Annotated in this window: 13 protein-coding genes; 7 read left to right on the forward strand and 6 right to left on the reverse strand. The window is 71.3% G+C overall.

Annotated elements, in window-relative coordinates; all coding sequences use genetic code 11:
• Nucleotides 1-18: 18 nt before the first annotated feature.
• Nucleotides 19-3,318 carry a LuxR family transcriptional regulator gene (locus tag AC5Y4Z_RS17135; protein ID WP_499965949.1) on the reverse strand — a complete coding sequence of 1,100 codons (3,300 nt, stop codon included), beginning with the start codon at nt 3,316-3,318 and terminating at the stop codon, nt 19-21.
• Between the two features lie 122 nt (nt 3,319-3,440).
• Between AC5Y4Z_RS17135 and AC5Y4Z_RS17140 the strand changes: the two genes are divergently transcribed.
• Together AC5Y4Z_RS17140 and AC5Y4Z_RS17145 are read left to right on the forward strand one after the other, a co-directional pair.
• Entirely contained in the window at nt 3,441-4,082 is a 642-nt protein-coding gene (locus AC5Y4Z_RS17140) for a nitroreductase family protein (protein WP_499965951.1), read from the forward strand.
• Nucleotides 4,083-4,087: 5 nt separating this feature from the next.
• Nucleotides 4,088-5,206 carry an epoxide hydrolase family protein gene (locus AC5Y4Z_RS17145; protein WP_499965952.1) on the forward strand — a complete coding sequence of 373 codons (1,119 nt, stop codon included), beginning with the start codon at nt 4,088-4,090 and terminating at the stop codon, nt 5,204-5,206.
• Nucleotides 5,207-5,264: 58 nt separating this feature from the next.
• On the opposite strand, the gene AC5Y4Z_RS17150 is transcribed toward AC5Y4Z_RS17145, so the two are convergent.
• Complete coding sequence (locus tag AC5Y4Z_RS17150; protein ID WP_499965653.1) at nt 5,265-6,044, reverse strand: SDR family NAD(P)-dependent oxidoreductase; 780 nt, start codon at nt 6,042-6,044, stop codon at nt 5,265-5,267.
• Entirely contained in the window at nt 6,045-6,848 is an 804-nt protein-coding gene (locus AC5Y4Z_RS17155; RefSeq protein ID WP_499965953.1) for an oxygenase MpaB family protein, read from the reverse strand.
• Between the two features lie 310 nt (nt 6,849-7,158).
• On the opposite strand from AC5Y4Z_RS17155, the gene AC5Y4Z_RS17160 reads away from it, so the two are divergent.
• Nucleotides 7,159-8,076, forward strand: a complete 918-nt coding sequence (locus tag AC5Y4Z_RS17160; protein ID WP_499965654.1) for a cobalamin biosynthesis protein — start codon at nt 7,159-7,161, stop codon at nt 8,074-8,076.
• Here the strand turns inward: AC5Y4Z_RS17160 and AC5Y4Z_RS17165 are convergent.
• Genes AC5Y4Z_RS17165 through AC5Y4Z_RS17175 form a run of 3 tightly spaced genes read right to left on the reverse strand, consistent with a single transcriptional unit; the run spans nt 8,058 to nt 9,965 of the window.
• Nucleotides 8,058-8,867: an SURF1 family cytochrome oxidase biogenesis protein gene (locus AC5Y4Z_RS17165; protein WP_499965655.1), complete on the reverse strand. Its 810-nt coding sequence runs from the start codon at nt 8,865-8,867 to the stop codon at nt 8,058-8,060. The two genes, AC5Y4Z_RS17160 and AC5Y4Z_RS17165, sit on opposite strands and share 19 nt — an antisense overlap.
• Nucleotides 8,867-9,358, reverse strand: a complete 492-nt coding sequence (locus AC5Y4Z_RS17170; protein ID WP_499965656.1) for a low molecular weight protein-tyrosine-phosphatase — start codon at nt 9,356-9,358, stop codon at nt 8,867-8,869. The genes AC5Y4Z_RS17165 and AC5Y4Z_RS17170 overlap by 1 nt, the downstream gene beginning before the upstream one ends.
• A complete protein-coding gene (locus tag AC5Y4Z_RS17175) occupies nt 9,351-9,965 on the reverse strand; it encodes an HAD-IA family hydrolase (protein WP_499965954.1) in 615 nt (204 codons plus the stop codon). The genes AC5Y4Z_RS17170 and AC5Y4Z_RS17175 overlap by 8 nt, the downstream gene beginning before the upstream one ends.
• Before the next feature lie 129 nt (nt 9,966-10,094).
• Between AC5Y4Z_RS17175 and cobC the strand changes: the two genes are divergently transcribed.
• The 4 genes from cobC to AC5Y4Z_RS17195 are packed head-to-tail and all read left to right on the forward strand — an operon-like array spanning nt 10,095 to nt 14,090.
• On the forward strand, nt 10,095-11,126 hold the full coding sequence (cobC, locus tag AC5Y4Z_RS17180; RefSeq protein ID WP_499965657.1) for an Rv2231c family histidinol phosphate aminotransferase CobC: 1,032 nt from the start codon (nt 10,095-10,097) through the stop codon (nt 11,124-11,126).
• A complete protein-coding gene (locus AC5Y4Z_RS17185) occupies nt 11,123-12,262 on the forward strand; it encodes a Nif3-like dinuclear metal center hexameric protein (protein WP_499965658.1) in 1,140 nt (379 codons plus the stop codon). The genes cobC and AC5Y4Z_RS17185 overlap by 4 nt, the downstream gene beginning before the upstream one ends.
• Entirely contained in the window at nt 12,259-12,996 is a 738-nt protein-coding gene (locus tag AC5Y4Z_RS17190; RefSeq protein WP_499965659.1) for a zinc ribbon domain-containing protein, read from the forward strand. The genes AC5Y4Z_RS17185 and AC5Y4Z_RS17190 overlap by 4 nt, the downstream gene beginning before the upstream one ends.
• Entirely contained in the window at nt 12,993-14,090 is a 1,098-nt protein-coding gene (locus AC5Y4Z_RS17195; RefSeq protein ID WP_499965660.1) for a bifunctional RNase H/acid phosphatase, read from the forward strand. Before AC5Y4Z_RS17190 ends, AC5Y4Z_RS17195 begins: the two co-directional genes overlap by 4 nt.
• Nucleotides 14,091-14,095: the final 5 nt, after the last annotated feature.

The raw sequence follows: 14,095 nt of genomic DNA on the forward strand, positions 1-14,095 counted from the left end.
TCCCATCCTCGCGCACGGTCAGCTGTGCCGCGCGGCCTCCTGGGCGAGCTGCACCCGCGAGGTCAGCCCCAGCTTGCTGTAGACGTGGGTGAGGTGCGCCTGCACGGTGCGCGGCGAAACGAACAGCCGGGCGGCGACATCCTTGTTGCCCAGCCCCTCGCTGACCAGCCGGACGACGTCGAGCTCGGCGCGGGTCAGCGAAGACCAGCCGCTGTCGGGGCGCTTGCGCTCGCCGCGGCCGCGCTGGGCGTAGGCGATCGCCTCCTCGATCGACAGCGCCGCCCCCTCGGCATAGGCGGCGTCGAAGTCGTTGTCGCCCAGGGCATCCCGAACCGTCGCGAGTCTGGCTTCGTCATCGGCTTCTAGTGTCTTGAATTGCACCATTCCCATGCTTTGGCGCGCCGACTCGGCCGCACCGAATAGGCGGGCCGCAACCAGGTTGTTGCCGGTCTCGCCCGCGACGGCGGCGAGGCAGTCGAGAGCGAACGGAACGACGAGATCGCTTTCGAGGCGGGTCGCCAGGTCGAGCGTGTCGTAGGCATCTCGTTCGGCGGCGTCCAGTTCGCCCTGCGCGATCTCCACGCGTGCGCGCGACGCCAACGAGAGCGACAGGCCGCGGCCCCTCGTCACGGGCACGACGTCGTCGGCCCAGCGACGCGCCGCGGCGAGATCGCCGCACGCCATCGGCGCCAACGGTGCCCAGCAGTAGGTCGAGGAGATCTGGAGATCCAGGCCGCTGCATTGGCGCGCGGCTTCGTACTCCTGCCACGCCGCGGGCGCATCTCCGGCCGCCAGGTGGGCAATGGCGAACGCGGTGTGGACAGGGCCTTCATAGAATTCGAAAAGCGCGGATGCGCTGAGGCGAGCTGCTTCTGCCGCGGCTTGAGTACCGGCCGCGTCCCCGATATGAGCGAGCGCGTATCCCCGACATACGCGGGCGTACATCGCGGTCATCGGGTCATGGGCCACAGTGGACGCCTCGGCCACCTGACCTAACCGGGCGGCGCCCCCGGCCAGATCGGTGCCGAATATCTCCGCCCAGCCCAGGGCCATACAGCATTGCCGGGCGATGAAGCCGTCGCCGATTTCGTCGGCGATCCGAAGTCCTTCCTCCGCGGCGGCCTGAACAGCGTGGAGCGATTCGTCGCCGATGAGACCCGAAATAGCCTGGTGTGCCCGGATCTGAGCCAAGGTCCGCACATCTCCGAGGTCCCGGGCGATGTCGGCCGCCTCGGTGTAGTACTGCCGCGCGGTGTCGGTGTCGTTGGCAGCGATCAACCCGCAGGCAGTCAGCGCCCGCAGCACGAGCGCAGGGTCGCCGAACTCGCGCGCCATTGCCAAGATTCGCACGGCCTCATCGAGGACGTCGGCGCTGGCGAGTTGGGCGAGCAGTTCGGCCTTGTTCGTGGACGCCATTACGAACGCCGCCGAAAGCTCTGGGCTGCCGTCGGCCAGCGCGCCGCCGAGCCAGTTCAATCCTTCCTGGATGCGCCCCCGGGTTAGCCACAGTGGCTGCAGCGACGACACCAGCGCCAGCGCACGCTCGGGTTCCGACCCTTCCCGGCTCCACGCGAAGGCGGCCCGCAGATTGTCGATTTCGGTTTGGGCCCAGTCGATCCGGCGTTCGCGGTCGGGGTTTTCCGGGGCGTCGAGTTGGGCGGCAACGGCGGTGTAGTGATCGCGGTGACGGGCGCGGACGTCGTCGCCTTCGCGGGACTCGCTGAGTTTTTCTTGCGCATATTGCCGGACGGTTTCCAGCAACCGGTAGCGCGTGCCCTGAAGGCTGTCTTCGGCGACGACGAGCGACTTGTCGACAAGCAGCATGAGCTGATCGAGCACCTGGTAGCGCTCCATCTCGTCGGTGACCGCTTGGGCGGCGTCGAGGTCGAACCCGCCGTAAAACACCGCCAGCCTCCGGAACAACACCTGCTCGGGCCCGGACAGCAATGCATGCGACCAGTCCACCGAAGCGCGCAGTGTCTGCTGGCGACGCACCGCGGTGCGCGCCCCGCCGGTGAGCAGCCGGAACTGGTCGTGCAGGCTGTCGAGGATCTCGGTCGGGGACAACGCGCGGACCCGCGCCGCGGCCAACTCGATCGCCAGTGGCAGGCCGTCGAGCCTGCGACAGATCTCGGTCACGACGTCAGAGTTGTCCGCGGTGATGCGAAATTCCGGCTTGGTGCGGCGGGCGCGGTCGGCAAACAGCTCGACCGCCTCGTCTGCCAGCGACAAGGAAGGCACCCGCCAGCTCGCCTCACCGGGCACGCCGATCGGCTCGCGGCTGGTCGCCAGCAATGTCAGTCCCGGGCACCCGGACAGCAGTGCGGTGATCAGCTCGGCGCTGGCGTCGAGCAGGTGCTCGCAGTTGTCGAGCAGCATCAGCATCCGGCGATCGCGGACGAACCGGTGTATCAGGTCGATCGCCGCTTGACCGGGCTGGTCGGGCAGGCCCAGCGCGCGTGCCACCGTGACGGGCACGACGTCGGGATGGGTAATCGGTGCGAGGTCGACGTACCAGACGCCGTCGGCGAATCCGGCGGCGATGTTGGCCGCTACCTGCACCGCCAATCGTGTCTTGCCGGCGCCGCCCGCGCCGGTCAGGGTGACGAGCCGGCTGTCGGCCAGCGCCTCGCGGATGCCCTTCATTTCGTTTTGGCGCCCGATGAAACTCGTGAGCTGAGCCGGGAGATGTTCGGCGGCAACGACATTGGCGGTGCGCAGCGGCGGGAACTCGTTGTGCAGGTCTGGGTGGCAGAGCTGCACCACGCGTTCGGGTCGGGGCAGGTCGCGCAGCGGGTGGGTGCCGAGGTCGGCGAGTGTGACCCCGTCCGGCAGCTGGTCGACGACGAGCGGTTCGGTCGCACCCGAGAGCACCGTCTGCCCGCCGTGGGCAAGGTCACGCAGGCGCGCGGTGCGGTTGATCGTGGGGCCGATGTAGTTGCCTTGTGTGCTGGACGGGTCGCGCAGCTGGATGTCGCCGGTGTGCACGCCGATGCGCAACTTGATCGGCGCCAGCGGCGCCCGCTGCAGCTCCAGCGCGCAGGCGACCGCGTCGGCGGCCCGGGCAAACGCCAGCACGAAGCTGTCGCCCTCGCCCTGCTCGACGGGCCGCACGCCGTGGTGGGTCGCGGTGGCGCCGGACAGGGTCCGGTCGAGGCGCCCGATCGCGTCCTTCATGGCGTCGGGTTGGGTCTCCCACAACCGCGTCGAACCCTCCACGTCGGCCAGCAGCAACGTGACCGTTCCGGTCGGAAGGTCGGCCATGACCGCGTCCATCCCTGGCAGGTTCCAGCTAACTTCGCTCATGCTAGCCAGCATGCGGGCGCCGCCGGGACCGAACATCAGCGAAATCGCCAATATTTGCCCGGCGGACACGCGTATGGGCTCCGTGTGGCCGGCCGTGTTGAATCATGGCCATGACCCGACAAGCGTCCCTGAACATGCCCCTCGAAGAGGCGATGCGGACCCAGCGTGCGATCCGCCGCCTGAAGCCCGACCCGGTGGACGACGCGCTGGTTTTGCACCTGCTCGAGCTGGCGACGAAGGCGCCGACGGGTTCCAACGCGCAGAACTGGGAGTTCATCGTCGTCAAGGATCGCGCGGTCGTCGCGAAGCTGGGCCGGCTGTGCCGCACCGCCATGAAATTCGTCGGACCCGCCTACGAACGTGCCCTTCGGCGCCGCCCGGACGACAAGATGCGGCGCGTGTTGAAGGCCGTGCGATGGCAGACGGAGCACTTCGACGACATCCCCGTGGTCGTGGTGGCGTGCCTGAGGGGTGTCGTGGCGCCGTGGCCCCCCATCGCGGCGAGCAGCTCCTACGGTTCCATCTATCCCGCGGTACAGAACCTGTTGCTGGCGGCGCGCGCGGCGGGGTTGGGCGCCGCGCTGATCACCATGCCGCTGTGGAGCACGCTGTTGGTCAAGCGCGTCCTGGGCCTGCCGCGAAATGTCACGCCGTGCGCGGTGATCCCCCTGGGGTGGCCGAGGGGCAGATACGGGCCCACCACGCGCCGCCCGGTCGGAGAACTCGTCTCGCTCGACCGGTACGGCAACCGGGCGTTCCTGGAGTCGCGGTCATGAACGGGCTGAAGCCGTTTCGCATCGACGTCTCCGACGACGTCCTCGATGATCTGCGTTCGCGGTTGGCGCGCACCCGCTGGCCCGAAGCCGAATGCGTCGACGACTGGAGCCAGGGCATGCCGCTGGCCTACACCCGCGAGCTGGCCGACTATTGGGCCAACACCTACGACTGGCGCCCGCGCGAGGCCGCGCTCAACCGCTTCGACCAGTTCGTCACCGAAATCGACGGGCTGGACATCCATTTCATCCACCAACGCTCGCCGCACGCGGGCGCCTTCCCGCTGGTGATCACCCACGGCTGGCCTGGCTCGATCGTCGAGTTCCACAAGGTGATCGAGCCGCTGACCACTCCCGCGTCCGGGCGCGCCGAGGACGCCTTCCACGTGGTATGCCCGTCGCTGCCGGGCTACGGGTTCTCCGGCAAGCCCGCCCACACCGGATGGGGCGTCGAGAAGACGGCCGAGGCGTGGGAGGCGCTGATGCTGCGCCTCGGCTACGACCGCTACGGCGCGCAGGGCGGCGACTGGGGCGCGGCCGTCACGACCCAGATCGGCCGAAACCGGGGCCACTGCGCGGCCATCCACCTCAACATGCCGATCGGGCGGCCCACCAAGGAATCCATGGCCAACCCGACCCCCGAGGAGCAGCGGGCCATGGCCGCCCTTGCCGAGCATCGCAAGTGGGGCACCGGCTACTCCAAGCAGCAGTCCACCCGGCCGCAGACGCTGGGCTACGGGCTGCTCGATTCGCCCGTCGGGCAGCTGGCGTGGATCGTCGAAAAGTTCTGGGCCTGGGCCGATTGCGACGGGCACCCCGAGAACGCCTTCACCCGCGACGAGTTGCTCGACAACGTGATGGTGTATTGGGTGACCGGCACCGGCGCGTCGTCGGCGCGGATGTACTGGGAGAGTTTTCGGGTGTGGGGGCAGATGGACCGCGTCGAATTGCCCACCGGCGTCGGCGCTTTCCCGGGCGAGCTGCTGAAGGCGCCGCGCAGCTGGTGCGAGCCGGTCTACAACATCACCCACTGGACGGACATGCCGCGCGGCGGGCACTTTGCCGCGTTCGAACAACCCGAGCTGTTCGTCGAGGACGTCCGCGCGTTCTTCGCGACGGTGCGCTGACTCGTCTTGCGCGAGTGTGAATTTCACGACGCGACACGCCGAGGATGCGTCGTGAGATTCACACTCGGCGGGAAGGGCGGGGCCGGCCGATCATGGGGCCGCTGGCGGAATAGCCGCCGTCGACGGCCAGCGCGGCGCCGGTGACGAACGATGCCTCGTCGCTGGCGAGAAACAGTGCGGCCGAGGCGAGTTCGGCGGGATCGCCCCAGCGCGCCATCGGCGTCGGCAGGTAGTCGCCGGCGGGCACCTCGGCGCCGGGTTTGGCGCCCGCCATCCCGGTGTAGGTCATGCCGGGACAGATCGCGTTGATCCGCACGTTGGTGTGGGCGTAGTCCAGCGCCGCGGATTTCGTCATCTGCACCACCGCCGCCTTGGCCGCCGCGTAGCAGGACAGGCCCTTCCAGCCGACCAGCCCGGAGGCCGAGGCGGTGTTGACGATCGCGCCGCCACCGCCGTCGAGCATGGCGGGGATCGCGTATTTCATGCCCAGGAACACGCCCTTGAGGTTGATCGCCACGACGGTGTCGAACAGGACCTCGTCGATGTCGGCCAGGGCCGCGTGCGGCCCGCCGAATCCGGCGTTGTTGAGCAGGATGTCGACCCGGCCGAAACTGTCGACGGCGGCGGCGACCATCTGCCGCACGTCGGCGGCCACGGTCACGTCGACATGCACCGGCACCGCGACGTCGCCGAGCACATCGGCGATGTCGCGTTCCTGCCCGCTGATGTCGGCGCACACGACGCGCGCGCCTTCGCCGGCGAATCGTTTGGCGGCCGCCCACCCGATGCCCGAGCCGGCGCCGGTGATGATCGCGACCTTGCCGCTGAGACGGCTCATCTAGACGATCCGCCGGCCCCGCCGCGCCCGAAAACGCATGTCCCACAGGTAAAGCTGATAGCCGAGGATCCAGGCCCGGTGCGGGATGAGCCGGTCGGCCAGCCGCAGGGCGGTCAGCAGCCAGTCGAACCGCCGCTGCTGGGCCTGCGACCAGTCCAGGCGCATCATCTCGCGAAACTCGGGCGCCAGGAATCCCGTCGTCGCGAACAGGTTGAACGGCCCGGCCAGGACTCGCAGCGGCCACGGCAGAAACGCCACCGAGGCCACCCCGTGCAGGTGCTCGCGCACCGGCGGGTCGATGTGCAGCTCGTCGAGCTTGCGCTTCCAGTACTCGTCGAACGCGGCCCGGTCCGGCGGCCACATGCGGTCGGGCACCTGCAGCGTGGTCCCCAACCGTTTGGCGTCGCGATAGACGGCGTCGGCGGTGGCGTCGTCGAGGGGGCCATGCAGAAACTCGTGCTGGTCGACGAAGTAGCGGTACAGGCACGCCGCCACCCACAGCTGCAGCTTGGGGTCGAACGCGTTGTAGGACACCGGGCTTGACGCCGTCGAGCGAACCTGCCGGTGTGCGCCATCCACCGCGGCGCGGATCAGCGCCCGGTCGGACTCCGTCCCGATGGTCGCGACCGCCAGGTACGTCCCGGTGGTGCGGGCCCGCTTGAACGGATGCTTGTAGACGTTGCCGCTGTCCACCGGGCTTTCCAGCACCCCGTAACCGACGCCGGGCAGCGACAGCTGCATGATCACGTTCGCGGCGGGCAGCAACGTCGCCGCCGGGTTCAGCAGGTCGGCGACCCGCTTCATGACGAGCACCGCCTGACAAGCCTCATATTTCGAGTACACCACGGTCAGGCGCCCCGACGTTAGAGCCGGCCGAAAGTGGGCACCTTGGGCGGATGAGTACCGAACCAAATCCACCGCCGCCCGATCCGCCCAACCTGTCACCGAAGGGGAAGTGGGGGGTTGCGCCCTCCGCGAGTCCCCAGATGACGCGCTCGGAGGGCCATTTCAAGGCGTCCCCGCTGGTGTGGTCGCTGGTGGCCCTGCTGGTCGTCGTCGTGATCGTGGCCATCGTCTTCTCGGTGGTCTGACCCGGGTGTGAGACGCTGCCCGGGTGTTTGCGACGCGGGCCCGGGCGGCGGGGGTGCTGGCCGGCTACCTGGCCGACCTCGCGCTGGGCGACCCGAAACGCGGCCACCCCGTCGCACTGTTCGGGCGGGCCGCCACGCTGGTGGAGCGCGTCACCTACCGCGACACCCGCGCCGCCGGCGCGCTGCACGCGGGCCTGACCGTCGGCGCGGTCGCCCTGCTCGGCGCGGCCGCCACACGGCGGCCCTGGACGCTCGCGGTGGCCACGTGGATCTGCCTGGGCGGAACGTCGCTGGCGCGCACCGGCCTGGACATGGCGCAACTGCTGGAGCGCGACGACGTCGAGGCCGCCCGACGGCTGCTGCCGTCGCTGTGCGGGCGCGACCCGGCGCGGCTGGACGGTGCGGGCCTGGCGCGCGCGGCGCTGGAATCGGTCGCGGAGAACACCTCCGACGCCGCCGTGGCGCCGCTGCTGTGGGCGACCGCGGGCGGGGTGCCCGGGGTGCTGGCCTACCGGGCGATCAACACGCTGGACGCGATGGTCGGTTACCGCTCCGAGCGCTACCGCCGATTCGGTTGGGCCGCAGCGCGATTGGACGACGCGGCCAACTACCTGGCCGCGCGCCTGACCGCCGCCCTGGTGGTGGCGTGCGCGCCGGTCGTCTCCGGATCACCGGCGGACGCGGCGCGCGCCTGGCGCCGCGACGCCGCCCGGCACCCGAGCCCCAACGCCGGGGTGGTCGAGGCGGCGTTCGCCGGCGCGCTGGGCGTGCGGCTCGGCGGGCCCACCCAGTATCACCACGAGCTGCAGATCCGGCCTGCGCTCGGCGACGGCCCGCCGCCGAGCGTGGCCGACCTGCGCCGCGCGGTGGCGCTGTCGCGGGTGGTGCAGGCCGCGGCGGCGGCGTCGCTCGGGCTGGCGGCCTATCGCCGCCGGCCGTAGCGGTCGGCGAGCTTGTCCTCGACGGTCTGCGCGCTGCCGGCGGCTTGTTGCTTTTCCTGACGCCGGACGCGGATCTCGGAGTACACGAAGTAGCCCAACAGGATTGGCGCGACGATGCCGAACGAGATCCACTGGATGCCATAGGACAGAAACGGCCCGGCGTCGAGGTGCGGCACCCCGATCACGCCCAGCCCGCCGGGCTGATTTTCGACCAGTTGCAGATAGGACCCGGCCAGCGGGACCTTCGTCAGCGCCGCCACCTGTGCGGTGTTGATCGAATACACCTGCTGCACACCGTCTCCGACGAACGGATCCTTGCCCTGGGCGGTGGGTTCGGAATCCCGCAGGCGCGCCGTGATCGTCACCGGCTCGGCCGGCGGGCGGGCGATCGCGGGCACGTGGGATCCATGCTCGGGCCGCACGTAGCCGCGGTCCACCAGCACGGTGGGCCCGTCGTCGACGACGAACGGCGCCAGCACCTCGAAGGCCGGGTCCCCGTCGACCACCCGCAGCCGCGCCAGCACCTGCACGTCGGGCAGGTAGTGCCCGGTGGCCGTCACGCGGCGCCACTGCGCGCCCGGCGCCGACGAGTCCTGCTGGGGCAGCAGCGTTTTCAGCGGCACCGGCGCCGTGTTGAGGGAGGACTCGATCTGATGGTTCTCCCGCGACGTCCTGGTGTTCTTGCCGAGCTGCCACGGCGCGAGCACCATGAAGCACAGGTAGGTGAAGGCGACGACCACCAGCGCCAGCGCTATCCAGCCCGGCCGCAACAGGAACGCCAGGCGCGGCATCAGCCGGATCCGTTCCCCGCCAGGCGTTCGTCGACCCAGGCGTGTAGGCCGGGCAGGGCGGCCTCGATGACCGCGAGCACCTCTTCGAAGTCTTCGGGGTCGCCGTAGTAGGGGTCGTCGACGTCCAGCGCGTGGCTGCCCGAGCGCGGGTCGAACGATCGCAGCATCCGGATCCGGTCGTCGTCGACGCCCAGCTGCCGCAACATCCGAACGTGGTTGCGGCCCAAGGCGATCACCAGGTCGGCCGACAGGTGGTCCTCGTCGACCTGGGCGGCGCAGTGGGCGGTGGAATAGCCGTGGGCGCGCAGCACCCGGGCGGCGCGGTCGTCGGCGCAGCTGCCGATGTGCCAGTTGCCGGTGCCCGCGCTGGTCACCCGCACCGCGTCGCTCAGGCCGCGCCGGCGCAGTTGGTCGGCGAACATCTTCTCGGCCATCGGTGAGCGGCAGATGTTGCCGGTGCAGACGAAGGTGATGTGCAGCGGTTCAGACACCCAGGGCCCTCCGCAGCTCGTCGATGGTCGCGGCGTGCGTCACGTTGCCGAATTCGTCCGACGAGCCGTAGCCCCACCCGACGACCACGGTGTCGATGCCGTGCGCGGCGGCGCCGTGCACGTCGTGGCTGCGGTCGCCGACCATGAGCACCCGCTCGGGCAGCGGCTCGAGCTGTTCCAGCGCGTGCGCCAGCACCTCCTCCTTGGTCTTGCGGGTGCCGTCGGGGGCCGCGCCGGCGATGACCTCGAAATGCCGGTCGAGCCCGAAATGGGCGAGGATGCGCCGCGCGGTCGGCTCCAGCTTGGAGGTGGCCACGGCCAGCCGGACGCCGGCGGCGCGCAGGTCGGCCAGCAGCGCTTCGATCCCGTCGAACGGGGCGTTCATCGCCCAGCCGCGGGCGCCGTACTCGGCCCGGAAGGCCGCGAACGCCTCGTCGGCGGACTCGCCCACCATCGACCGCAGGGTGTCGTCCATCGGCGGGCCGACGATCCGCGCGGCCAGGTCACCCTGGGGCACGGTCGCGCCGATGTGGCCCAGCGCGTGCAGGAAGCTGGCCACGATCCCCTCCGCCGAGTCGGTCAGCGTGCCGTCGAGGTCGAAGATCACCAGCTGCGCGCCGTCCGCGATTACGCCTGTCACCTCACCATTGTCCTGTATGCCTCCGTCATGACCGCATCGAGGACGCATACCGGTGTTCCCGCCAGGCGCTTGCGGAGGCCCACTAGTGTTTCAGTGATGGCGACTCTGAACCCGAGCCCGCCTGCGGCGGCGCGTTATCACGGCGATCAGGCCGTCACGCCCGGGATGCTCGACTTCGCCGTCAACGTCCGTCACGCGCGGCCGCCCGAGTGGCTGACGCGGCGACTGGCCGCGCGGCTGGGCGACCTGGCGCGCTACCCGGGCGCCGAGGACGCGCGCCGCGCGCGGGACGCCGCCGCCGAGCGGCACGGCCGCACCCGCGACGAGGTGCTGCCGCTGGCCGGGGCGGCCGAGGGGTTCGCGTTGCTGCCCAACCTGCGCCCGGCGCGGGCGGCGATCGTCGCGCCCTCGTTCACCGAGCCGGCCGTCGCGCTGGCCGCCGCGGGCGTGCCGGTGCAGCACGTCGTCCTCGCGCCGCCCTTCGGCTTGGAGGGCGCGCGCGTGCCCGACGACGCCGACCTCGTGGTGGTGGGCAACCCGACCAACCCCACCTCCGTGCTGCACACCCGGGAGCAGCTGCTCGCGTTGCGCCGCCCGGGCCGGATCCTGGTGGTCGACGAGGCGTTCGCGGATGCGGTGCCCGGCGAGCCGGAGTCGCTCGCCGGTGACTCGCTGCCCGACGTGCTGGTGTTGCGCAGCCTGACCAAGACGTGGGCGCTGGCCGGGTTGCGGGTCGGCTACGCGCTGGGCGCGCCGGAGCTGTTGGCGCGGCTGACCGCCCGGCGCCCGCACTGGCCGGTGGGGACCCTGCAGCTGACGGCGATGGCGGCCTGCTGCGAGCCGCGGGCGGTCGCCGAGGCGGCGGCCGGCGCGGCGCGGTTGGCGGCGCTGCGCGCGGAGATGGCCGCCGGGCTGGCGTCTGTGGGCGCCGAGGTGGTCGACGGGCGGGCCCCGTTCGTGCTGTTCCGGACGCCGGAGGCCGCGCGGTTGCGAGAAAGCCTGGGGCGCAAGGGGATCGCGATCCGCCGCTGCGACACGTTCGTGGGCCTGGACGAGGAATACCTGCGGGCGGCGGTGCGGCCCGAATGGCCGCTGCTGGCCGGCGCGATCGCCGGGGTGCCGCGGTGAGCGTGCGACTGGCCGACGTCATCGCGGCCCTGGACGAGGCGTACCCGCCGCGGCTCGCCCAGTCGTGGGATTCGGTCGGCCTGGTGTGCGGTGACCCCGACGACGCGCTGGAGTCGGTGACCGTCGCCGTCGACGCGACGCCGGCCGTCGTCGACGAGGTCCCCGAGGGCGGCCTGCTGCTGGCGCATCACCCGCTGCTGCTGCGCGGGGTCGACACCGTGGCGGCCAGCACCCCGAAGGGCGCGCTCGTGCACCGCCTGATCCGCACCGGGCGTTCGTTGTTCACCGCGCACACCAACGCCGACTCGGCGGCACCGGGGGTGTCCGACGCGCTCGCCGAGGCCCTCGGGCTGACCGTCGAGGCCGCGCTCGAACCGCTCCCGGCGGCGGGCGACCTCGACAAGTGGGTCATCTATGTTCCGCGCGAGAACGCGGAAGCCGTGCGGGAGGCCGTGTTCGGGGCCGGCGCCGGCCACATCGGCGACTATTCGCACTGCAGCTGGAGCGTCAGCGGCATCGGGCAGTTCCTGCCGCACGAGGGGGCCTCGCCCGCGGTGGGCAGCGTGGGCAGCGTCGAACGGGTGGCCGAGGACCGGTTCGAGGTCGTCGCCCCCGCGCGGGCCCGCGGCGCCGTGCTGGCGGCGATGCGCGCCGCCCACCCCTACGAGGAGCCCGCTTTCGACATCTTCGCGCTGGCGCCCCCGCCGGGCGACGCCGGCCTGGGCCGCATCGGCACGCTGCCGCACCCGGAACCGCTGCGCAGCTTCGTCTCCCGCGTCGGCGCCGCGTTGCCGCCGACGTCCTGGGGCGTGCGCGCGGCGGGGGATCCCGACGCGACGGTGTCGCGGGTCGCGGTGTGCGGCGGCGCGGGGGATTCGCTGCTGGCCGCCGCGGCGGGTGCGGGCGTGCAGGCCTACGTCACGGCCGACCTGCGCCACCATCCGGCCGACGAGCATCGCCGCGCCTCGGACGTCGCCCTGGTCGACGTGGCGCACTGGGCTAGCGAATTCCCCTGGTGCGAACAGGCCGCCGGCATCCTGCGGTCCCGTTTCGGGGAGGCCCTGCCCGTGCGGGTGTGCACGATCCGCACCGACCCTTGGGACCTGGGCCATGACTACGGGGGAGGTCGGCGATGAAAGCCGAAGTGGCACAGCAACTGTCGCTGCTCGAGTTGTCGAAGCTGGACGCGGAGCTATCCCGCATCGCCCACCGGGCCAGCCATCTGCCGCAGCGGGCCGACCTGGAGCGGATCCGGGCCGAACACACCGCCGCCACCGACCGGCTCGGCGCGCTGCGAATCGCGCTGGAAGACCTGGACTCCCAGGCGTCGCGATTCGAGTCGGAGATCGAGGCGGTGCGCCAGCGCGAGGACCGCGACCGCGCGATGCTGAAATCCGGTGCGACGGACGCCAAGCAACTGGCGGACCTGCAGCACGAGCTGGAGACCCTGATGCGGCGCCAGACCAGCCTGGAGGACTCCCTGCTGGAGGTCATGGAGCGCCGCGAGGAACTGCAGGCCGAGCTGACCTCCGAGCAGGGCGCGGTGGAGGCGCTGGAGTCCGAGCTGGAAGCCGCGCAGCGCGCCGTCGACGCCGCCGTCGCCGAGATCGACGAGGCCCGCCAGACCCATTCGTCACGACGCGACACGCTGAGCGCGGGATTGGATCCCGCGCTGTCCGCCCTCTACGAACGGCAGCGTTCCGGGGGCGGGCCGGGAGCGGGGCCGCTGCTCGGGCACCGGTGCGGGGCGTGCCGGATCGAGATCGGCCGCGGCGAGCTGTCCCGCATTTCGGCCGCACCCGAGGACGAGTTGGTGCGCTGCCCGGAGTGCGGCGCGATCCTGTTGCGCGTCAAGGGGTTCGAGCAGTGAAGGTCGTCATCGAGGCCGACGGCGGCTCGCGGGGCAACCCCGGGCCGGCCGGCTACGGCGCGGTGGTGCGCAGCGCGGACCGGTCGGCCGTGCTGGCCGAGAGCAAGCAGGCCATCGGTGTTGCGACCAACAACGTCGCCGAATACCGGGCTCTGATAGCGGGTCTGGACGAAGCCGTGAAAGCGGGCGCCACCGAGGCCGAGGTCTTCATGGACTCCAAACTGGTGGTCGAGCAGATGTGCGGGCGGTGGAAGGTCAAGCACCCCGACCTGATCGAGCTGCACGCGCAGGCCCGCAAGCTCGCGTCGCGTTTCGATCGGATCAGCTACGCGTGGGTTCCGCGGGCCCGCAACTCGCACGCCGACCGGTTGGCCAACGAGGCGATGGACGCCGCGGCGGGCATCGAGGATCCAGAACCGGCAAAGCCCGCGAAAGCCGTTGCGGCCCAAGCCCCCGCGGCGCCCGGTTGGACCGGCGCGCGGGGCACCCCGACGCGGCTGTTGCTGCTGCGGCACGGGCAGACGGAACTGTCGGCGCAGCGCCGCTATTCGGGGCGAGGCAATCCCGCGCTGACGGAGGTGGGGCGCCAGCAGGCCGGTGCGGCGGCGCGGTACGTGGCCGAGCGCGGCGGGATCGCCGCGGTGTATTCCTCGCCGCTGCAGCGGGCCTACGACACCGCGGCGGCCGCCGCCAAGCCGCTGGGCCTCGACGTCACGGTCGACGAGGACCTGATCGAGACCGACTTCGGCGCGTGGGAGGGGCTGACGTTCGGCGAAGCGGCCGAACGCGATCCGGAGCTGCATCGGCGCTGGCTGCGCGACACCGCCACGACGCCGCCCGGGGGCGAAAGTTTCGATGCGGTGCTGGATCGGGTGCTGCGGGTGCGCGACCGGATCGTCGGCGCGCACCAAGGCGAGACGGTGCTGGTGGTGTCGCACGTGACGCCGATCAAGATGCTGCTGCGGCTGGCGCTGGACGCCGGGCCCGGGATCCTGTACCGGCTGCACCTCGACCTGGCGTCGTTGAGCATCGCCGAGTTCTATTCCGACGGTGCGTCTTCGGTGCGGCTGGTGAATCAGACGGGTTATCTTTAGGGGGT

This window comes from Mycobacterium sp. NGS63 (assembly GCF_059812295.1).